Origin of the sequence: Nocardia wallacei (genome assembly GCF_029869545.1) — a bacterium.
GTDB lineage: Bacteria > Actinomycetota > Actinomycetes > Mycobacteriales > Mycobacteriaceae > Nocardia > Nocardia wallacei_A.
This window is the reverse complement of record NZ_JARWQD010000025.1, coordinates 1-19,537: the sequence shown is the minus strand read 5'-3', so window position 1 is coordinate 19,537 and position 19,537 is coordinate 1. Positions and strand designations below refer to the sequence as shown.

Sequence of the window (19,537 nt, the reverse complement as noted above, 5' to 3'; positions counted from 1 at the left end):
ACGCACCCCTTGTTCGTTCGCGCACGCCCTGCAAGGCCCTGGAGATGGTGCGGGAACCTGTAGGGGGTGCGGGAGTTGTGTGCGGGTCAGGCGTGGACGTCGTGGAGGTGGTGGGCGAGGTCGTGGGCGAAGTAGGTGGACAGGGAGTCGATGGTGAATTCGGAGCCGTTGGTGCGGCGGGCCGCGCGGGAGCGGGCGGGCGCGGGCACGGATTCGAAAGCGCGGGAGACGGTTTCGGCCGCGGCGCCGAGTTCGCGGGAGACGGCGGCGGGGTCCTGCTCGCGGTAGCGCGCGGCCTCGGCGGTGGCGTCCTGGTCCCAGTTCGCGAACATCGGAAGGTCGTCGCCTACGGTGACGGTGGTGTCATAGGCCGGGATCGCCGGGCCCGGCGCGGCGTCGGCACCCGCGAGGATGATGTCGAGGCGGTGGGCGAAGATCCGGCACACGTCGCGCACATGTGCCACGTACTCCAGCGGCGACCAGGTCGAATCATCCGGGCGGACAGCCACATTCGGGTGCCCGAGCACGACGGTGAACCGGGCGGCGGCATCGCGCACCAGCCCTGGGACCTCCTCGTAGGCGGTCGCGGGCCCGTCGAACCCGCATTCCGGGCACGCCTTCTCCAGGACCCAGGTCCAGTCCTTGTCATCGGGAACGATCGGCATGCCGACAATCTAACTTGGCCGAAAATGCCTCGCCATAGAGATACTGCCAACAATACGCGAGAAACCGCCTGCCGCGCCTACTCCATCAGCCCCCGCGCCATATCGAAGAGTTCGAGCGTGATGGCGTGCAGGAAGTCGCCTACCTGCTTGGGTGCCTTGCCCGCGAACGCGCGGGCGTGCGTGCCCTCGAGCACGATGCCCAGCTTGAAGCAGGCCAGCACCGTGTACCAGGTGACGCCGCTCAGATCGCGGTCGGAGAACTTGCCGTAGTGCGCGATCATCTCCTGCGACGTGGGCAGGCCGCCGACCTCGCCCAGCTTGCCGACCAGCGCCCCCTTGGTGGTGCCCGGCTCGGGGCGGGTCGCGATCTGCCAGCCCAGGTCCAGCAGCGGATCGCCGATGGTCGACATCTCCCAGTCGACCATCGCCGCCACCTGCGGGCCGTCGAAAGAGAACATCATGTTCGCCAGGTGGCAGTCGCCGTGCAGGATGCCCGGCCGCCAATCGGTGGGCCGGTTGCGGTCCAGCCAGTCGCCGACCTGCTCGACGCCGGGGATCTCCGGACCGGGATAGCCCTCGTTGGCGCCGTAGGATTCGAGTTCGCCCAGCCAGCGCGGCACCTGCCGCTCCAGGAAGCCCTCCGGCTTCCCGTAGTCGGCCAGGCCGAGCGCCCGGTAGTCGAGCGAGCCCAGGCGCGCGATGGCCTCCACCGCCGACAGGCCCATCTGCCGCCGGACCTCCGGGTCGCCCGCGTGCAGGGGCGGCAGTTCGTTCTGCGGATTGAAGCCCGTGATCGGCTCCATCAGGTAGAAGACCGCGCCGAGCACGGACTCGTCGGGACAGGCCGCGATGACCTCGGGCGCGCGCACGCCGGTGCCCGACAGCGCGCCGAGCAGCCGGGCCTCGCGGCGGATCACCTCATTGCTCTTGGCGCGCAGGTGTTTCGGGCCGCGGCGCAGCACATAGTCGCGGCCGCCGCGGGTGAATCGCAGCATGATGTTCTGGGTGCCGCCGCCCAGCGACGCGACCTCCTCGAAGTCGCCACGGGGTAGGCCCTGCTCATCCATCCACTGCCCGACGATCGCGAAATCGACGACATCACGATCCACTTCGGCTGGTTGCACCACAGACATGTCCCACATTGTGCACCAGCCGCCCCCGGCAACTGCGGGCATATGCCATCAATACGGTGTGCGGGCCGTTCGCCCGGACCCGATACGGTGAGATCATGAGCACGATCCGCTCCCGCACCGGCGGGGGCGCCGCGCCGATCGGCACGGACGAAGTGCGCACCGCCGGGCGGCAGCAGCCCGGCCGCACCCCGGCGAGGCACCGATGAACGAACGAAGACCGGCAGGGGCGAGCCGCTCGCTCGCGCCGATTCGCACCCTGCTCGTCGACAACTACGACTCGTTCACCTACAACCTCTTCCAGCTGATCGCCGAGGTGAACGGGATCGAGCCGGTGGTGGTGCGCAACGACGAGGCCGACCGTCCGGCGCTGTGGCACTTCGACAACATCGTAGTCTCCCCCGGTCCCGGAAGGCCGGATGTGCCAAGGGATTTCGGCATCTCCCGGCGGTTGATCGAGGAGGCGGATCTGCCGCTGCTCGGGGTCTGCCTGGGACATCAGGGCATCGTGCTCGCGGCGGGCGGGGCGGTCACCACCGCGCCCACTCCCCGGCACGGCTATCCCGATCGGATCGGCCACGACGGCCGCGACCTGTTCGCCGGACTGCCGCGGGAGTTCACCGCGGTCCGCTATCACTCGCTGTGCGCCGCCCAGCCGTTGCCGGAGGCCCTCGAGATCACCGCGACCGCCCCCGACGGGGTGGTGATGGGCGTGCGGCACCGGGACCGGCCGCAGTGGGGCGTGCAGTTCCATCCGGAGTCCATCTCGAGCGAGCACGGCGCGGCGATCCTGCGCAATTTCGCCCGGTTGACCAGGGAGCACACCATCCGCCGCCGGTCCGCGGCACCACGACCGGCCCCCGGCACCGGCCCGACCACGCTCTCGCTTCAGGACCCGGATACCCGACCGGCCGGGCCACGCCCCGATTCGAGCGCCCCGTCCACCGTCGGCGGTCATGATCGCCGAACCGCTTCCGCGGAGCACTCCCGGGTGCTCGTGCGAGGGACCGCCGCGCAGACGACGCCCGCAGAGCGTGCCGATCATGATTCGGCCGGGCTGGCGGTGCTGCACGGGGTGGTGGAGCGGGCGGTGGATACCGAGGCCGCGTTCCTGCGGTTGTATGAGGGATCCGCGCATGCGTTCTGGCTCGACAGCGCGCACGTGGAGCCGGGTCTGGATCGGTTCTCCTACCTGGGCGACGCGTCGGGGCCGCTGGCGGAGGTGGTGCGGTACCGGGTGGGCGACGGCCACGTCCGCGTCGAGTCGCGCACCGGCGGCCGTACCGCACCGGGCACCGTGCTCGACTATCTGGCGCGCCAGTTGCGCCGTCGGCGGGCCCGAATCCCCGATGTCCCTTTCGATTTCGCCGGAGGATACGTCGGATACCTGGGCTACGAGGTCAAGGCGGACTGCGGCGCGGCACCGGGACATCGCGCGGCGACCCCGGACGCGCAGTGGATATTCGCCGATCGGCTGATCGTCGTCGACCACGTCGCCGAGCGCACCCATCTCATCGCCGTCACCGATCCGGAACACCGTGCGGCGGGACAGGATTGGCTCGACCGCACGCGTGCCGTCGTGGCGGCCCTGCCCGGCTGGGCGAACCCGGAGCCGCTGGACCTGCCCGCCGACGAGCAGGCGGTCGCGGCCGGGCTCACCCGCGGCCGCGACCGCTATCTGGCCGATATCGCCGAGATCGGGGCCCAGCTGCGCGCGGGGGAAACCTACGAGGTCAACCTCACCGACAACGTCCGCGTCGGCGACGACAGCGACGGGCTGACGGTGTATCGCACACTGCGCCGGAGCAATCCGGCTCCCTACGCGGCGTTCCTGCGCCTGGGCGACCTGGAGATCGCCTGCTCGTCCCCGGAGCGATTCCTGAAGGTCAACCGCACCCGGATGGTGGAGAGCAAGCCGATCAAGGGCACCGCCCCGCGCGGCGCGACCCCGGCCGCCGACGAAAACCTGCGCCGCGCACTGGAATTGGATCCCAAGACGCGTGCCGAGAATCTGATGATCGTCGACCTGCTGCGCAACGACCTGGGCCGGGTCTGCGAGATCGGCAGCGTCCACGTGCCGACGTTGATGGCCGCCGAAAGCTACGCGACGATGCACCAGCTGGTATCGACGGTGCGGGGCCGGTTGCGCCCCGATATCGACGTGATCGACTGCCTGCGTGCGTGTTTCCCCGGCGGCTCGATGACCGGTGCGCCCAAGCTGCGCACCATGGAGATCATCGACGCCCTGGAAACCGAAGCGCGCGGGGTGTATTCGGGCACCATCGGATTCCTCGGCCTCGGCGGCACCGCCGACCTGAACATCGTCATCCGCACCGCGGTGCGGTACGGCGGCCGCTGGCAGGCCGGAGCGGGCGGGGCGATCGTGCTCGACTCCGACGCGCGCGAGGAGTATCACGAAATGGTGCTCAAGGCCGCCGCGGCGCTGCGCGCGGTCACCGAGGTCGCCCGGTCCGATTCGGCAGTCGCGCAGGCGTAACTGTCGGCGTCGACTGGCATAGTTCCGGTCACCATGGAACGCACCGAAACGGGTCTCACACCGATACCGACCGCCCTGCTGAGCGTCCTGCTGTCCTGGCGGTCGACGCAGGTGGTGGACGTGCACGCCCTGCTGTTGTCCGAGGACGGCCGGGTTCGGTCCGCGCGCGACGCGGTGTACTTCAACGCGCCCCGGCATCCGTCGCAGGCGGTGACGCTGGATCAGGAGCCGCTGCCCGGCACGGCGCGGCTGTCGGTCTCGCTGCCCCGGACCGAGCCGGAGGTGGCCCGCATCCTCGTGACCGGATCGGTCGAGGAGGGCGACCTGGCCCGCATACCCGGGTTGGTGCTGAGCGTCGACGATGCCGACGGGCTGGTGGCACGCACGGACATCGAAGCCGTGCCGACGAGAAACGACCGCGGGCAGGACGACGCCGGGGCCGCCGTAGTCCCGGATCCCGTACGCGCGATGGTGTTCGGGGAGTTCTGCCGCGCGGACGGCGGCTGGTGGTTTCGCCCGGGCGGAGCACGGCGCCCGGCGCTGGCGGAACTGTTCGCCGCGTTCGGCGTGCCGGTCGATAGCGAGGATAACCGGATCTCCCTGCGCCGCAGCACGATCGACGACCGCATCGGCGACATCCCGGCCGCACCACCGGATCCCGGCCGCGCGGACTGGCATCCGGATCCGGCGGACGCGGCCGTGCTGCGCTGGTGGGACGGCACCACCTGGACGGACGCGACCGCGCCCGCGCCGCCACCGGATTCGCGGATCTGCGTCCGGTGCGGGCGGCGCCGCGGCTGGCGGGTGCTCGGCGCCCCCGCGCCCTGCCGCGCCTGCGCGGCCGAGATCGAGGACTACCTGACGGGCTGGCGGGCCCGCGCCTGGCGGGTGCTGACGGCCGACGGTCCGCGCGGGCAGTCCTGGGACGAGCTGTGGACCGCCCTGCGCTACCGGCGCATCGACCTCGACACCGGCCGCGCCGCGCTCCGCTCGCCGGGCCTGGCGTACCTGGAGCGGCTGGCCGCCTTCGCCGACGGCGAGATCGGTCCCGCCGATCTGGACGACTTCGAGGCGACGGCACAGGCCCTGGCGCTCACCGGGCCGCTGGTCGAGGATCTGCGCCGCCGCCTGCAGCGCGCACGGGCCCTGTCGCGGCTGCGCGCCGGTGACCTGCCGTCCGTGCGCACCGCCGACCTGCACCTGGATCCCGAGGAGCGGGTGCATATCGATATCCCCGCCACCCGCGTGCGGCAGTTGGCGCGCGGCCCCAGAACCACGGCCGGGCGCCTGATCTGCTCGAACAAGAAGCTGCGTTTCGTCGGCCCCGAGGCGGGCGTCGAACTGCCGTGGTCGCGCATCGTGTCCGTCACCGCCGCCGAGGGCACGGTCGCGATCGCGGCGACCTCGGCGCGCGGCGGTGCCGAATTCGAGGTCGCCGACCCGGATTTCGTCGCCGCCGCCCTGGAAGGCGCCCTACGCGTGGCCAAACGGCTGACGCTCGCCCCCGGCCGGCGCGACCGCCGCTCCATCCCGCCCGAGATCAAGGCCGAGGTGTGGCGGCGCGACGGCGGCGCCTGCGCCGACTGCGGCGCCACCCACTACCTGGAGTTCGACCACATCATCCCGCTCAGCCGCGGCGGCGCCACCAGCGCGGCCAACCTGCAGATCCTCTGCCGAGCCTGCAATCGCGGCAAGGGCGCCCGCATCTGAGCGCTCGCGTGACATCGATCACCGCGCGGACCGTCACGCGGACGGGTGCTGCCTCGTCCAGGTAGCGAGGGCCCGCGGCACGAAGTACGGGCCGCGGAGACAGGAGCCATCATGCAGGTCGCGGTATTGGGAGCCACCGGAATGCTCGGGGCGCCGGTGGTGCGGGAGTTGCTGGCCCGCGGGCACGACGTCCGGATGCTGAGCCGCAGCGCCCCGCAGCGGCCGCCCGCGGGAGCCGAGCATCGGGCGGTGGACGTCACCACCGGTCACGGGCTCGAGGCGGCGCTGGCGGGGGTCGACACCGTCGTCGATGCGGTCAGCACGCAGGGGCGCGCCGATTCGGTGCTGGTCGAGGGCGTGCGGCGGGTGCTGGACGCCGAGCAGCGGGCCGGGGTCGGGCACCACGTCGAGATCTCGATCGTCGGCTGCGATCAGGTGGGCGTGGCGTATTTCCGGGCCAAGGTCGCGCAGGAGCGGCTCGTCACCGCGGGCCCGGTGCCGTGGACCCTGTTGCGCGCCACGCAATTCCACGAATTCCTCGACGATGCGCTGGCCTCGGCGGCGCGCTACCGGATCGCCCTGCACGGCGCGGCGAAGGTGCAGCCGGTGGATGTGGAGGTGGTCGCGTCCCGGCTGGCCGACGCGGTCGATGCCGGGCCGTCGGGCCGCCTGCCCGATATCGGTGGCCCGGCCACCTACACCCTGACCGAGGCCTCCGCGCTGCGCCGGGCCCGAATCCGGCGGGCGCTGTTGCCGATTCGCATCCCGACGCTCGGGCGCACCGCCCGCGCGCTGCGCGATGGGGCCCTGTGCGTGGCGCCGGGCGGTGAGACCGCGTCGTTCGATTACGCCGCATGGCTCGATCGCCGGACGGCCTGCGGGCCGACGGCCGGTTGATCGGCTGCCCATCGCACGCCGCTGTGCGCCTTGCCGCCGACGCGTGCCCCATTGCACGTGCCTCCGCCGCGGGACCTCGGTGCCGACTCGCGACACCGAGATCCACTATCGGGATAGACCCCCATCCGCCCCTGAAACTTCACAATCCACCCGGCCGACGTGGGCGGCCTCGGAGGAGGCGCGGGCCGTCAGCTGGCGAGGGCGGGAGTGGAGGCGGAACGGATTGCGGCGGTGACCGTTTCGGGGGACTCGAGCATGACCAGGTGGCCGCAGGCCGGGACGGAGACGGCCTCGACCGGGTTGAGGGTGGCGTTGAGGCGCGCGCCCGCGGCGGCCGACAGGATGCGGTTCTTCTCGCCCCAGATCGTGGTGATCGGGGGGAACGTCGGGCCGGGGCGGAAGCGATCCAGTTCGGCCAGGCGCGGCAGGTCGCGGGCGATGGCGGCGGCGGGCAGCAGGCGCCGCGGTTCGGTCCAGCGCCGCCGCAGCCCGGCGATCGCCTCCGAGCCCTCGCGGCGGCCGCGCGGCCCCAGTTGCTCGCGCACCAGCCAGGCGGCGGCCGGTCCGGGCAGCCGGGTGAGCCCGGCCAGCGTGTCCAGCGGCAGGTGCCGTGCGAGGCGGGCGGTCCGGCCGGTGGAGGTGGGGCGCAGCGTGGCCGCCGTCAGCGGACTGCTCAGCACCAGCGCGCGCACCCGCTGCGGGTTGCGGCGGGCGTACAGCAGCGAAAGCGCGCTGCCGAAACAGTGCCCGACCAGCGTGATGTTGTGCAGGCCCTGAGCGGTCACGAAGTCCGACACCAGGCGCAGGTAGTTGTCGAGCGTGTAGCCGGAATCGGGCAGGCCGGAGTCGCCGTAGCCGAGCAGGTCCAGCGCGTAGACGTGGTGGGTGCGCTGCAAGGCCTGGAACTGCGGCGCCCAGATGGTGCGGTCACCGCCGATATTGTGCAGAAACAGGATCGGATCGCCCGATCCGGCGTGGTCGTACGCGATCGGCACGCCGTGAAAATCGAACACCGGCATCGGGACGCTCTCCTCGTTGAGTAGCGGTGCAGTACTGCCTGTCCGGCCGCGAGGACCGTCACCACCGACATACCCCGAGCACGGTATTGCTACCCATACTAACCGGTACCGCGCGTAACACAAGGAGTGCGCAGCCACTCCTGCAGCCGCCGCATCCCCGTATCGCGGTCGATGATCGGCTCGTACCCGAAATCCCTTGCGGCCGCGCCGGTGTCGTAGGTTCCGGTGCGGGTCATCACCGCCACCGTGTAGCGCGAGAGCGGCGGATTCCAGCGGGCGGCCACGAACGGCACGCGCCGCAGCAGTTCGATGACCGCGACGATCAGGTGCACCAGCCGCGGATTCGGCTTCCGTGACGGCGGCCGGTAACCGAGTTCAGCGGCCACCTGCGCGAGGAATTCCCACACGTTCGTGCGCTCGGCGTCGGCGATGAAATACGGTCTGCCGCCGACGTTCTCGGACGCCGCCGCCTTGACGCACGCGTCGACGATGTTGTCGACGTGGCACAGCGAGGCGTACACGTCGCGGCCGAACGACAGATCCGGTAGCGACCCGGCGGCGGCGCGGTCGAGCAGCCGCACGATCGGGCCGGACCGGTCACCCGCGCCCCAGATCGCGCGCGGGCGCAGCGCGCACGTGGTGAATCCGGGCGCGTTCGCGGCCAGGACCAGTCGCTCGGCGGCCGCCTTGGTCTCGCAATAATGGTTGAGGTAGCGGCGCGGATAGGGCACCGACTCGTCGACCTCGACCTGGTCGCCGCCGTCGCGGTCCATCAGGGCGCTCGGGCTGGAGATGAAGACGAACCGCGACGCTCCGCCACCGCGTGCGGCATCGAGCAGCCGCTCGGTCGCGCGCACGTTCTCCGCCCAGAACTGGTCCCGGGTGCCGCGCTCGTCCACCCGTGCGGCACTGTGGAATACGACGTCCACACCGGATGCCGCCCGCTCGAGCGACGCCGCATCGGCCAGATCCCCGGTGACGACCTCGACCCGGCCGATCACCTCGTCGAGGTCGCGCAGGGTGCTGGTGGGCCGCACCAGGATCGCCACCTCGTACGCACCGTCGCGCACCAGCCTGCGCACCAGCGCGCCGCCCAGGAATCCGGACGCGCCGGTCACCAATGCCTTCATCGGACCTCCTGCACCACATTCGGTTTCGGCTGCGTCCGCCACCAGGTCAAGCCGAAAATCTGTGTCATGGCCGCCGTTTCGGCGCGCGGGCGGCTGGCGAGTTCGTCGGCCGCGAGCGCGATCGGGATCTGTGCCGCGTGCCCGACGGTGCTGAGCAGCATGTCGGCCCACCACAGCGCCCGCAGCGTCCGGCTCGCGGGCGCCCGCCCGGTCAGCGCGACGACCAGGCCCACCAGCAGATAGAGCCATCCGAGGATCGGGACAGCCCGCAGCACAACGACTTTCATGCCTTCGCTCGCTTTCGCAACTGCCGCCCCGCCCAGACCGCCAGCTGCTCACGGCCGATCTTGGCGTTGTGGCGGATATCGACCGGGAATCCCGGATGGAACAGGAATTCGGTAACCGGCGACGTGACATCGAATTCCCCACGGCGCGAGCGCAGTTCGACCTCCACGGCGGCGCGGTCGGCGCCCGGCTCGAGTTCCACGCACAGCACCGCGCGCTGCGCACCATGAGGCCCCACCCCGACCAGCGCCGTACGCGCCACTCCCCCGATGGTGTTGAACACCTGCTCGATCTGCACGGTGAACAGCGGGCCCTCGAGCGTCTCGAGGCGCTGACTCTTGCGCCCGCAGAACCAGATCCGGTCCTGTTCGTCGATCCAGGCCAGATCGCCGGTGCGATGCCAGATCACGCCGTCGTCGTCGATCTTGCCCGCCACATTGGCCGATTCGGGCCAGAAGTAACGGGTGCTCACGTTCGGCCCGGACACCACCAGCTCGCCGATGCCGCGCGAGACGGCCAGATCCGCCTCGCGCGCAATGACATCCGACCACGTGGGCAGCGGATCGTCGGTGATCGCGACGATGCGCGCCCGCACGTCCAGCGCGGGCCGCCCCACGCAGACTCCGGCGCCGCGATGCGCGCGCTCGACCAGACCGCCCAGCAGTTCCCGCGATTCGACCGTCGACATCGGCAGCGCCTCCGTCGCGCCGTATCCGGCGTAGACGCGCGCCTGCTCCGGCAGCACCCGCCGCAGCCCGGCAATGCACCAATCCGGCACCGGCGCGCCACCGGAATAGATGCTCTGCAGGGTCGGCAGCTCCACCTGCTCCGCCTCGACGTGACGCAGCAGCGGAATCAGCACGGCCGGTGAGGCGAACATGGTGCGCACCCCGAACCGGTTCACCGCATCCACCACGTGCGCCGGGTCGGTGGACCCGACCTGCGACGGAATCAGCGGCGGCAGCACACAGCGCGATCCGAGCAGCAGCTCGAGGATGCCCGCGACCGGCGCGGTGATCAGCGAGGTGCCCGGCGCGATCCGTTCTCGGGCGGCGTCGACCTGATCGATCATGGCGCTGATGTTCCCGTGGGTGAGCACCACGGCCTTCGCGGGACCGGTGCTGCCGGTCGTGTAGGCGATCAACAGCGGATCGGTATCCGGTGCCGGTGCTCGATCGGGAACCGGCGCAACGGGTTTGCGCCCCCAGTCCGCCAGCGTCGGCCCGCACCAGAACCACCGGCTGCCGACGGTCACCGCGACCCGCACCTTGCGGAAGTAGGGGCGGAAGACCAGGCGCACCGCCTGCGCCTGCGGCACTCCCACGAACGCCTCGGCATCGGCGGCCTGCAGACAGCGCAGCATCTTGCGCAGGCCCATTCCGGGGTCGATCACCACCGGCACCGCGCCGATCTTGAACAGGCCGTACAGCACGGCGTACAGCTCCGGCCCGGGAGTGACCAGCACGATGGTGCGGGTGCCGTGCCCGACCCCGGCCGCGGTGAACCGTTCGGCGATCGCGTCGGACCAGTCGTCGAGCTCGGCGTAGGTCAGCCGACGATAGTCCGGCAGGCCCGCGGCGGTGCGCCCCTCGGGATGGATCACCGCCTCCCGATCCGGGTGCGCGGCAACGACTTCGCGGAACCGGTCCAGTGCCCGCCAATAGATCGCAGTGGTCACCTCGACACCTCATGTTTCACGCGTGCGGGAATGGCGAATACGGAATACGGCACGCTGGCCCCCTGAAATTGTCGCGGAATGCGAGAAACGGTACCGGTGAGGCTACCGCACGGCCCACCGGCCCGCTACCGCAGGAGCGGCGAAAACCTTTGGTGAGCAATAAATTACATGTGTCTCCCGGTACCGAAACATGTTCGCCGCAACCCCTATAAACCCCTATTCGCAAACCGCGCCTCGTCACTCGACAGTCGCAGGTCATGGTGCATTTTCCAGTGGCCCGACGCGAAAACTCGCTGTTACAGCCGTGATTCGCGGCCGCGCCGACCCACCGGTATCCGACTACCGCCTGGTAACCTCGGGCTCGGCATCGGGGCTACTGGACAACGACGGCGCCGGTATCGGAAATTCTTCCCGCATACCCTCGGCCGCACCAGAATTCGACCGCATTCGCAAAACAATCCTGAGAGTAGGGGGCCATGCGTACTCGTTTCGAATCGCTGGGCGCGTACACACCCAGCACCGTGCGCTCCACCGAAGACGTGATCTCCAGCCTGTCCGTACCCAGGTCGATCGACCTGGAGCGCATCACCGGCATCAAAAATCGTCATATTCACAATTCGGACCCGGACGACTACGAGTCGTCGTTCGCGATGGCGTTGCGTGCGATCGACGATTGCCTGCGGCACTCCGACTACAGCGCCGACGAGATCGACGTGGTGATCTCGGTGTCGATCACCCGCTTCCGCGAACCCGACATCCATTGCTTCGCACCCGCTTTCGCACTCATGCTGCGCAACGCGATCGGGGCCACCAAGGCACTGCACTTCGATCTGTCCAACGCCTGCGCGGGCATGGTTACCGGCGTGCTGGTGCTCGACCGGATGATCAAGGCCGGTGTCGTGCGCAACGGCCTGGTGGTCAGCGGCGAGCAGATCACCCCCATCGCCGATACCGCCGCCCGCGAGATCAACCAGCCCTACGACCCGCAGTTCGCCGCGCTGACCGTCGGCGATGCGGCGGTGGCGGTGGTGGTCGACGACCGCGGCGACGACAACGACGAAATCCACTACGTCGAACTGAATACCGCGGCCTACGGTGCCGAGTTCTGCATCGGCATGCCCAGCGACAAGACCACCGGCATCGCCATGTACACCGACAACCGCCAGCTGGCCAGCGAGCACCGCTATCAGCAGGCGCTCGACCGCATGTCGGACTTCATGAAGGAGACCGGACGGACCTGGGAGAGCGAGAAATACGACTACTGGATCCATCACCAGTTCAGCGGCCCGGCCATCGAGTACATCAGCCAGCTCGCCGAACAGCACTTCGGCACGCCGATGCCGCAGGCGCTCAACGTGCTGGAGGAGTACGGCAACACCGCCTCCACCTCGCACTTCCTCGTTCTGCACGAACACCTTGCGCAGCAACGGATTCCGCGCGGTTCCAAGGTGCTACTGGTGCCGGAGGCATCAGGCATCGTCTCCGGCCATCTCGCCGCCACCATCTCCCGACTGGAGGCATGAGCCCATGAGTACAGCAGTTGTTTCCGCGGCCGTGTGCACCGATGTCGATACGGGCAGCTACTTCGAGTTGGCCACCCGTGCCGGGCGCTCCTGCCTGGAGCAGGCCGGTGTCTCCCCCGACCGCATCGGGGTGGTGATCAACACCGGGGTCTTCCGGGACAGCAATATCTCCGAGCCCGCCGTCGCCGCGCTGCTCCAGCAGCGGCTGGGGATCGGGCTCGAGTACCGGACCGGGCGGGTTCCGGCCTTCTCGTTCGACCTGCTGCACGGCGCCACCGGCGTGATCCACGCCCTGACCGTCGCGCACTGCTTCCTCGCCCCCGGCGAACTGGAGTACGCGCTGATCCTGGCGGGCGATACCCATCCGTCCACCGAGCGCGTCGCCGAGGGTTTCCCCTACACCCCCGGCGGCGCCGCCCTGCTCCTGCGCTCCTCGGCCGGGGCGGGCGGCTTCGGGCAGCTGCACGCGACCCAGACGACCGGCGCGGCCGAACCGACCGCCTGGGTTGATTTGGTCGCCGCGGGCACCTCCGGCCGCTCGGCACTGTCGGTGCGGACCGGCACGGGCGACCCGCTGGCATACGCCATCGACGTGGTGCAGGACTGCCTCGCCGCCGAGGGCCTGGACCGCGGCGACTTCGGCACCGGCAGCGCCGTCCTGCTGGCGCCCGCCACGGAGCCCGGCTTCCGCGAGCAACTGGCGTATCGGCTGGGTGTGCCCTCGATGTCGGTGGCCGGAATTGACCCCGCGGTCGGCGATCCCTACACCGCGGCACCGGTGCACGCCTATCTGAACGCGGCCTCCGCGGGCCTGCTCGACACCGCGCGGGCGGTGCTGTTCCTGGCCGCCGACGACAGCTCCGCGGCCTGCCTGGCGTATCGACCGCAACCACTGGAACCGGCCGGTAGCGCCGTCGCGCTGCATGCCAAACACATTGACGTGTAGCATAATTCACGCGGCAGGCCGCCGCCGGCAGGTAGTAGTGAGAGCGCCCCGGCGGCCGCCGAGAACCGTGCACCGGCTGAATCCGGATGTCACAGACGTCCACCGCCGCAACGATGCCGCTCCCCAGTACCACCGCGCCCGTCTCGGGCCGCACTCCCCTCAGTCGGGCACATCCGATCGATGAAGGGACTGGAGTATGCAGTGGTCGGTCGCTCGGGACCGCACCCGGACATCGATCGTCGCCGGTCAGCGCGAGCAGGTCTCCGCGCGGCCACGACGAGCGGACGGGGATCAGACACTCACCACGCTGTTGCGCGGCGGCGACCCGGAGCGGCTGCGGGTGGCCTCCGCGATGGCGGTACTGGGCGGCGCGGCCACCGTGCCGCTCGCCGCCGCGCTGGTGGACGCCGATCAGGAGCGCACACGCCGCGTCGTGGCGGATTTCACCGAGGTCGGGTGGGCGGCGCAGGAGCGTTTCGCCCACCCGGCGATCGCCGCGCGCATCCTGCGCGACGTACCCGCCGAGCAGCGTCGCGAACTGCACGGGCGGGCCGCGGAACTGTTGCACCGCAACGGTTTTCCATGTTCGGTCGTGGCCGCGCAGCTGGTGGCCGCCGGTGACGCCCGCACCTCGTGGGCGGCCCAGGTCCTGGTGACCGCCGCGGACCAGGCCCTGGCCGACGACGAGATCGACTGTGCCGCACAGCGGCTCGAGCTGGCCTACCGCGCCAGCCGCCGCGCGGGCGGACGCGCGGCCATCGCCGCCCGGCTGGTCTCGGTCGAGTGGCGGCTCAATCCGTCCACGCGCACCCGCAATTTCGGGCGGCTCAAGGCGGCGCTGTACACCGGCCGCGTCCCCTACGCCGAACTGCCCGCCGCGGTGCTGCACATGCTGTGGCACGGCTACGTGCAGCACGCCGACCACGCACTGGCCCGGCTCGAGCGCGGCCCCGCGGGCACCCTCACCTTCAGCCCGCGCGTCGACTTCCTGTGCGCCTGGCTGCGGTACACCCATCCGATGCATATGGAGCGGCATCGGCGGCTGTTCGCCGACCGCGCCCGGATCGGCGCGTCCGGCGCCGTGGACCGGGACTCGCCGTACCGGCAGGCCGCCGACCTGCTCACGGTGCTGACCGTGCAGCACCCGCCCGCCGAACTCGCGACGGTGGCGCAGCGCATTCTGGCCTGTCATCGGCTCGGGCCCACCACCGTCGAGGCGCTGGTCGCCGCCGTCGACTGTCTCATCCACACCGATCGCCTCGACACCGCCGACGCGTGGTGTACCTCGCTGCTGGCCGAGGCCGAGGCCAGGCACGCGCCGACCTGGCGCTCCATCTTCGCCGCGCTGCGCGCCGAAACCCTGCTGCGCCGTGGGCATCTCACCGCGGCCGCCGAAAACGCCACGCAGGCATTGAATCTCGTGCCCGCCGAACATCTGGGCGTGTGGGCGGGCAGGCCGATCGCGGTGCTGGTGCGCGCGCTGACCGCACAGGGCAAGCACACCGAGGCCGCCGCGCAGCTGCGCCGCCCGGTGCCGCGGGCGATGTTCGAATCGCGTTTCGCCCTGCCGTATCTGCACGCCTACGGTCACCACTGTCTGGCGGTGGGGCAGCCGGACCAGGGCCTGCGGCACTTCCGGCAGTGCGGTGCGCTGATGCGGCAGTGGAACCTGGATTTCGCGTGGCTGGTGCCGTGGCGCAACGATATGGCCGCGGCCTATCTGTGCCTCGGCGAGCAGCGGCGGGCGCAGGCGTTCGCCACCATGCACCTCGAGCTCATCGGCGGGCCGGATCGGCATCGCAGCGGCGGCGTCTCGCTGCGGGTGCTGGCGGCGACGGGCGACGCCCACCGGCGGGTGCCCCTGCTGCGCAGGGCGGTCGCGGTGGCTCGTGCGGGCGCCGATGAACTCGAATTGGCCACGGCCCTGACCGATCTCGGCCGCGCGCACCGCTCGATCGGCGATGCGGACAAGGCTCGGCCGCTGCTGCGCGAGGCGGTACGGCTGGCCGAGATATGCGGTTCCGGGGTGCTGGTGCGGCGGCTGCGTGGGGACCGCACCTCGCCCGCGCCGGTGACCCCGCCGCCGGTGCGGGTGGCGCCCAGCCGCATCGACGCCCTCAGCCCGGCCGAGCGGCGGGTCGCCGAGCTGGCCGCGCTGGGCAAGCGCAACCGCGAGATCGCCGAGACCCTCGACATCACCACCAGCACCGTCGAGCAGCACCTCACCAAGGTGTATCGCAAGCTGTCGGTCGCGCGGCGCGGCGAACTGCGGTTCGTCCTCGCCGAGCGGACGGTGGTGGCGGAATCGGCCGCCGGATAGCCCGGGTCGCCGCCGCTTGACCTCGAGCCGACTCGAGGTTTCAGAATGCGGTCGTCAGCGGCATTCGAAGGAGGAAACCGCACATGCCGAAGCTCGACCGCATTATCGAGACCGCGCTGTACGTCGACGACATGGACCGCGCACGCAGGTTCTACGGTGACGTCCTGCAGCTCGAGCCCATGCTCGATTCGGAACCCTTCTGCGCCTACGACGTAGGGGGCAGCAACGTCCTGCTCCTGTTCCTGCGCGGCAGCTCGCTCGAGAAGAAGGTGTTCCCCGGCCCCGGCCTGCCGACGGGCGAAATCCCGCCACACGACGGCAGCGGCCACCTCCACATCTGTTTCGCCGTGGCCGAAGACCAACTCACCGAATGGGAAACCCACCTCACCACACACGACATAGCCATAGAAGGCCGCACCCACTGGACCCGCGGCGGCCGCAGCATCTACTTCCGCGACCCCGACGACAACCTCCTCGAACTCATGACCCCCGGCAACTGGCCAACCTATTGACCGCAGGAGATCCAAGGCCGATCGCCCGGGCCCGATCGGCCCGGCGTGACGCCTTCCGGCAGGTCCCGCGCAACCTGCGGACCATGAGTGGGACGGGTGGGGCTCGAACCCACGACCAGCGGATTATGAGTCCGCGGCTCTAACCGACTGAGCTACCGTCCCCCGACCGCAGCGCACGTATGCGGGCGTGATGCATGGTACCGGGTCGGGCGTGTCCGCACCTAGTCGGATCGCCGGATAGGGTGGGCCGGGGGCGACGGGACGGGAGGTTCGGGATGGCGGATCTGTTCACGAACGTGCTGCGCGGGCATCAGTGGCTGTACGAGCGGGCTGGTCGGGCACCGGTTGCTGTTTGGGAATCCGACGCTGCTGCCGCGGACGGTGGGCCGCAAGCAAGATCGCGGTCGTGGTGCACAGCCCGCGACAAGGTCCGGCGTCACACGGTCAGGATCGTGCGCCCCACCGCCCGCCGCGCTTCGATGGCGGCATGAGCCTCGGCTGCCTGATCCAACGGGAAGGTCTGGCCGACAACGACTTCCAGTTGTCCCCGAGCCGCCGCCTCCAGCGCCTCGGACCCGAGCGCATCCCAGTCGGTATCGGAATTGGTGATATCCATCAGAGTGAGCACGGTGACGCCCTCCCTGGCTGCGTAATCGGTGTCCAACTCCGCGAAACCTCCTGCGGCGTTGCCGTATCCGAGGAACCGGCCCCCGGAAGCCGTGGAACCCAGCGCATTCCGGCCGATCTCGCCACCCGCGCCGTCGAGCACCACCGACACCCCGGCCCCGCCGGTGAGCTCCAGCACCTGATCGGCCCAGCCGGGCTCCTCGTAGTCCACCACCTCGGCGGCACCCAGTCGGCGCGCCAGGCCGAGCTTCGTATCCCCGTGCGCGGCACCGATCACCGTCGCCCCGCGGTCGCGCGCCAACTGGACGAGCAGCGTGCCCACCCCGCCACCCGCCGCGGTGATCAGCACCGGCTCCCCCGGCCGGAGGTCGGCCAGCCGCGCCACCGCCATCGCCGTCGTGCCGTCGTGCACCAGCGCCGCGGCGGTGACGAGATCCAGCCCCGCGGGCACCTCGGCCAGCGTGTGCGCCTTGGCCAGGGCCCGCTCCGCATATCCGCCGATGGGCAGCCCGCCCCCGATCCCGCTCGCGGCCGTCGCACTTGCCACCTGTTTGCCGATCCACTCGGGATCGACGCCCTCCCCCACCGCCGACACCACACCGGACACCGCCCCACCCGGGACGTAGGGCACCCGTAGCGGGAAGTAGTCGCCGCCCCACCCGGCGCGCAGCCGCGCATCGAGGAACATCACGTCCGCCGCGGCGACATCGATCACGACCTCGCCGGGACCGGCGACCGGATCCGGCGCCTCGCCCGGCACCAGCACCTCCGGCCCGCCGAACGACTTCGCTTGCACCACACGCATCCTCGATCACGTCCCTTCGCTCGCATCGCTGACCCACCCAGCCTCATACCTGAAGAAAGGTTCAGGTCAAGTGGCCGTTCGGACATGCTCACCGATTGGTGATCGAGCTATGACTTCGCTACTCTGGACACAGAGGGGAGTACTTCCCAAGCGTCATACCGGTCAGTACGGATTCCGCCGTCGGAATCCCCGGGTGGCCACCCGAGTCGGGTGAAGGAGACCTCGGGTGCCCAGTTATGCCCGAGGAGTCCATGTGAGCCCCAGCCCCACCATTCTCGCCGCCCCCGCCATCGAATCCATCGGTTCGCCGTGGCTGTGGGTCGCGACCATTGCCGGGGTGCTCGTGCTGCTGGCCCTCGACTTCGTCGTCACCCGCAAGCCGCACGAGGTATCGATGCGGGAAGCGATCGGGTGGACGATCTTCTACCTGGCGCTGCCGGTCCTGTTCGGGCTGTTCGTCTGGGGTGCCTACGGCGGGACACCGGCGACCGAATTCTTCACCGGGTACCTGCTGGAGAAGTCGCTGTCGGTCGACAACCTGTTCGTCTTCATGCTGCTGCTGGCGGCCTTCGCGGTCCCGGCGGCGCTGGCTCAGCGGGTACTGCTGTTCGGCATCGTCGGCGCGCTGGTGCTGCGCGGCATCTTCATCGCGCTGGGCGCGGCCGCGCTGGCCTCGCTGGACTGGGCGTTCCTGCTGTTCGGCGCGATCCTGCTGGTGACCGCGGCGAAGCTGCTGCGGGACGCGGTCGGCGGGCAGGACCAGGAGGTCGACATCTCGCACATGCGGTCGGTGCGGCTCATGCGCAAGCTGATGCCGGTCACCGACGACTACCGCGGCACCAAGATGACGGTGCGCGAGGCGGGCAAGCGCGCCCTGACGCCGCTGGCGCTGGTGGTGACGGCCGTGATGGCCACCGACGTGGTGTTCGCCGTCGATTCGGTGCCCGCGGTGTACGGCGTCACCGGCGACCCCTACCTGGTGTTCGCCACCAACGCCTTCGCGCTGCTGGGCCTGCGCGCGCTGTACTTCGTGCTGCAGGCGGCGCTGTCGCGGCTGGTCCACCTCTCCTACGGGCTGGCGGTCATCCTGGCCTTCATCGGCATCAAGCTGGTGCTGCACTGGGCGCACGAGGTCTGGGACGGCGTGCCGGAGATCCCGACCGTGGCCTCGCTGGGCGTGATCGTGGTGGTGCTCGCGGTGGTCACCCTCACCAGCCTGCGGGCGACGCGGAAGTCCGGGGAGAACTCCTCCCCCACACCGGCTTCCACGCCGTAGCCCGGGCGCCATACTGGGAGGCGTGCTGTTACAACGGTTTCGCCGCGTCGCCCCGGCTCGCATGCACCGCGCGGTAGACGATCTGCAGTTGCCGGAGGCGGTGTTCAAGACCTGCCCGTGGCAACCGCGCGAGCTGGTGGAGACGGGGCTGCGCCAGTGGTTGCGGTGCTGCGGGGCGGCGATGCGCGACGATCAGGTGATCGGCATGCCCTCGCACGCGGTGGACGAGGCGTGGCACGGGCTGATCCTGTGCACCAGCCGGTATGCCCGCTTCTGCCGGGCGGCCTACGGCCGCTTCCTGCACCACTATCCCGACGCCGACGACTCCGGCGACGGCACCGGCGATTCGATGGCCACCCAGCTCGGCCGCACCGTGGTCGCGTGGTCGATGGTGGCGCGGCCCGGCGAGGAATGCGTGCTGTGGGACCTCGACGCCCGGGGGGGCGGCGCACGGCCCGGGGGCATCCCCCGCGCGCGCGGCGCCACCATCGAATCCGCGTTGCGCACCCCGGGTTCG

At 70.5% G+C, this 19,537-nt stretch carries 16 protein-coding genes and 1 tRNA gene; 9 read left to right on the top strand and 8 right to left on the bottom strand.

Annotation, left to right across the window (positions count from 1 at the left end; all coding sequences use genetic code 11):
• Positions 1-86: 86 nt before the first annotated feature.
• Both QH290_RS01270 and QH290_RS01265 read right to left on the bottom strand, forming a co-directional pair.
• Positions 87-665: a DinB family protein gene (locus QH290_RS01270; protein ID WP_280381733.1), complete on the bottom strand. Its 579-nt coding sequence runs from the start codon at positions 663-665 to the stop codon at positions 87-89.
• A gap of 77 nt (positions 666-742) precedes the next feature.
• The gene (locus tag QH290_RS01265; RefSeq protein WP_425303539.1) at positions 743-1,798 is read right to left on the bottom strand and encodes a phosphotransferase family protein; all 1,056 of its coding nucleotides are present in this window, start codon (positions 1,796-1,798) and stop codon (positions 743-745) included.
• Positions 1,799-2,000: 202 nt separating this feature from the next.
• Between QH290_RS01265 and pabB the strand changes: the two genes are divergently transcribed.
• From pabB to QH290_RS01250, 3 genes are all read left to right on the top strand, one after another.
• Positions 2,001-4,292 carry an aminodeoxychorismate synthase component I gene (gene pabB, locus QH290_RS01260; RefSeq protein ID WP_280381731.1) on the top strand — a complete coding sequence of 764 codons (2,292 nt, stop codon included), beginning with the start codon at positions 2,001-2,003 and terminating at the stop codon, positions 4,290-4,292.
• A 33-nt stretch (positions 4,293-4,325) separates the two neighbouring features.
• The gene (locus tag QH290_RS01255) at positions 4,326-6,002 is read left to right on the top strand and encodes an HNH endonuclease (protein WP_280381730.1); all 1,677 of its coding nucleotides are present in this window, start codon (positions 4,326-4,328) and stop codon (positions 6,000-6,002) included.
• Between the two features lie 111 nt (positions 6,003-6,113).
• Entirely contained in the window at positions 6,114-6,899 is a 786-nt protein-coding gene (locus QH290_RS01250; protein ID WP_280381729.1) for an SDR family oxidoreductase, read from the top strand.
• A 188-nt stretch (positions 6,900-7,087) separates the two neighbouring features.
• Here the strand turns inward: QH290_RS01250 and QH290_RS01245 are convergent, their stop codons facing one another.
• From QH290_RS01245 to QH290_RS01230, 4 genes are all read right to left on the bottom strand, one after another.
• Positions 7,088-7,918, bottom strand: a complete 831-nt coding sequence (locus QH290_RS01245) for an alpha/beta fold hydrolase (protein WP_280268307.1) — start codon at positions 7,916-7,918, stop codon at positions 7,088-7,090.
• Between the two features lie 98 nt (positions 7,919-8,016).
• Positions 8,017-9,048, bottom strand: coding sequence for an NAD-dependent epimerase/dehydratase family protein (locus QH290_RS01240; protein ID WP_280381728.1), 1,032 nt, complete (start codon positions 9,046-9,048; stop codon positions 8,017-8,019).
• The gene (locus QH290_RS01235) at positions 9,045-9,335 is read right to left on the bottom strand and encodes a hypothetical protein (protein WP_280268305.1); all 291 of its coding nucleotides are present in this window, start codon (positions 9,333-9,335) and stop codon (positions 9,045-9,047) included. Before QH290_RS01235 ends, QH290_RS01240 begins: the two co-directional genes overlap by 4 nt.
• Positions 9,332-11,011: a fatty acid CoA ligase family protein gene (locus tag QH290_RS01230; protein WP_280381727.1), complete on the bottom strand. Its 1,680-nt coding sequence runs from the start codon at positions 11,009-11,011 to the stop codon at positions 9,332-9,334. Before QH290_RS01230 ends, QH290_RS01235 begins: the two co-directional genes overlap by 4 nt.
• A 476-nt stretch (positions 11,012-11,487) precedes the next feature.
• On the opposite strand from QH290_RS01230, the gene QH290_RS01225 reads away from it, so the two are divergent.
• From QH290_RS01225 to QH290_RS01210, 4 genes are all read left to right on the top strand, one after another.
• Positions 11,488-12,534 (top strand): 3-oxoacyl-ACP synthase III family protein, encoded by a 1,047-nt coding sequence (locus QH290_RS01225; RefSeq protein ID WP_280268303.1) that lies wholly within the window; start codon positions 11,488-11,490, stop codon positions 12,532-12,534.
• Between the two features lie 4 nt (positions 12,535-12,538).
• Positions 12,539-13,480 (top strand): hypothetical protein, encoded by a 942-nt coding sequence (locus QH290_RS01220; RefSeq protein WP_280268302.1) that lies wholly within the window; start codon positions 12,539-12,541, stop codon positions 13,478-13,480.
• A 196-nt stretch (positions 13,481-13,676) separates the two neighbouring features.
• A complete protein-coding gene (locus QH290_RS01215) occupies positions 13,677-15,800 on the top strand; it encodes a helix-turn-helix transcriptional regulator (protein WP_280381726.1) in 2,124 nt (707 codons plus the stop codon).
• A gap of 83 nt (positions 15,801-15,883) precedes the next feature.
• Positions 15,884-16,312, top strand: coding sequence for a VOC family protein (locus QH290_RS01210; RefSeq protein ID WP_280381725.1), 429 nt, complete (start codon positions 15,884-15,886; stop codon positions 16,310-16,312).
• A gap of 88 nt (positions 16,313-16,400) precedes the next feature.
• Here QH290_RS01210 and QH290_RS01205 read toward each other — a convergent pair.
• A tRNA-Ile gene (locus tag QH290_RS01205) sits at positions 16,401-16,474 on the bottom strand.
• A gap of 274 nt (positions 16,475-16,748) precedes the next feature.
• Positions 16,749-17,744, bottom strand: a complete 996-nt coding sequence (locus QH290_RS01195) for a zinc-binding dehydrogenase (RefSeq protein WP_280381724.1) — start codon at positions 17,742-17,744, stop codon at positions 16,749-16,751.
• A 253-nt stretch (positions 17,745-17,997) separates the two neighbouring features.
• On the opposite strand from QH290_RS01195, the gene QH290_RS01190 reads away from it, so the two are divergent.
• Both QH290_RS01190 and QH290_RS01185 read left to right on the top strand, forming a co-directional pair.
• Positions 17,998-19,020 carry a TerC/Alx family metal homeostasis membrane protein gene (locus tag QH290_RS01190; protein WP_280381723.1) on the top strand — a complete coding sequence of 341 codons (1,023 nt, stop codon included), beginning with the start codon at positions 17,998-18,000 and terminating at the stop codon, positions 19,018-19,020.
• Between the two features lie 61 nt (positions 19,021-19,081).
• A partial coding sequence (locus tag QH290_RS01185; protein ID WP_280381737.1) for a glycine-rich domain-containing protein occupies positions 19,082-19,537 on the top strand: 456 nt, incomplete at its 3' end.

Coding starts and splice junctions, on each gene's coding strand:
- QH290_RS01270 (WP_280381733.1), bottom strand. CDS start 665: ATGCCGATCGTTCCCGATGACAAGGACTGGACCTGGGTCCTGGAGAAG.
- QH290_RS01265 (WP_425303539.1), bottom strand. CDS start 1,798: ATGTCTGTGGTGCAACCAGCCGAAGTGGATCGTGATGTCGTCGATTTC.
- pabB (WP_280381731.1), top strand. CDS start 2,001: ATGAACGAACGAAGACCGGCAGGGGCGAGCCGCTCGCTCGCGCCGATT.
- QH290_RS01255 (WP_280381730.1), top strand. CDS start 4,326: ATGGAACGCACCGAAACGGGTCTCACACCGATACCGACCGCCCTGCTG.
- QH290_RS01250 (WP_280381729.1), top strand. CDS start 6,114: ATGCAGGTCGCGGTATTGGGAGCCACCGGAATGCTCGGGGCGCCGGTG.
- QH290_RS01245 (WP_280268307.1), bottom strand. CDS start 7,918: ATGCCGGTGTTCGATTTTCACGGCGTGCCGATCGCGTACGACCACGCC.
- QH290_RS01240 (WP_280381728.1), bottom strand. CDS start 9,048: ATGAAGGCATTGGTGACCGGCGCGTCCGGATTCCTGGGCGGCGCGCTG.
- QH290_RS01235 (WP_280268305.1), bottom strand. CDS start 9,335: ATGAAAGTCGTTGTGCTGCGGGCTGTCCCGATCCTCGGATGGCTCTAT.
- QH290_RS01225 (WP_280268303.1), top strand. CDS start 11,488: ATGCGTACTCGTTTCGAATCGCTGGGCGCGTACACACCCAGCACCGTG.
- QH290_RS01220 (WP_280268302.1), top strand. CDS start 12,539: ATGAGTACAGCAGTTGTTTCCGCGGCCGTGTGCACCGATGTCGATACG.
- QH290_RS01215 (WP_280381726.1), top strand. CDS start 13,677: ATGCAGTGGTCGGTCGCTCGGGACCGCACCCGGACATCGATCGTCGCC.
- QH290_RS01210 (WP_280381725.1), top strand. CDS start 15,884: ATGCCGAAGCTCGACCGCATTATCGAGACCGCGCTGTACGTCGACGAC.
- QH290_RS01195 (WP_280381724.1), bottom strand. CDS start 17,744: ATGCGTGTGGTGCAAGCGAAGTCGTTCGGCGGGCCGGAGGTGCTGGTG.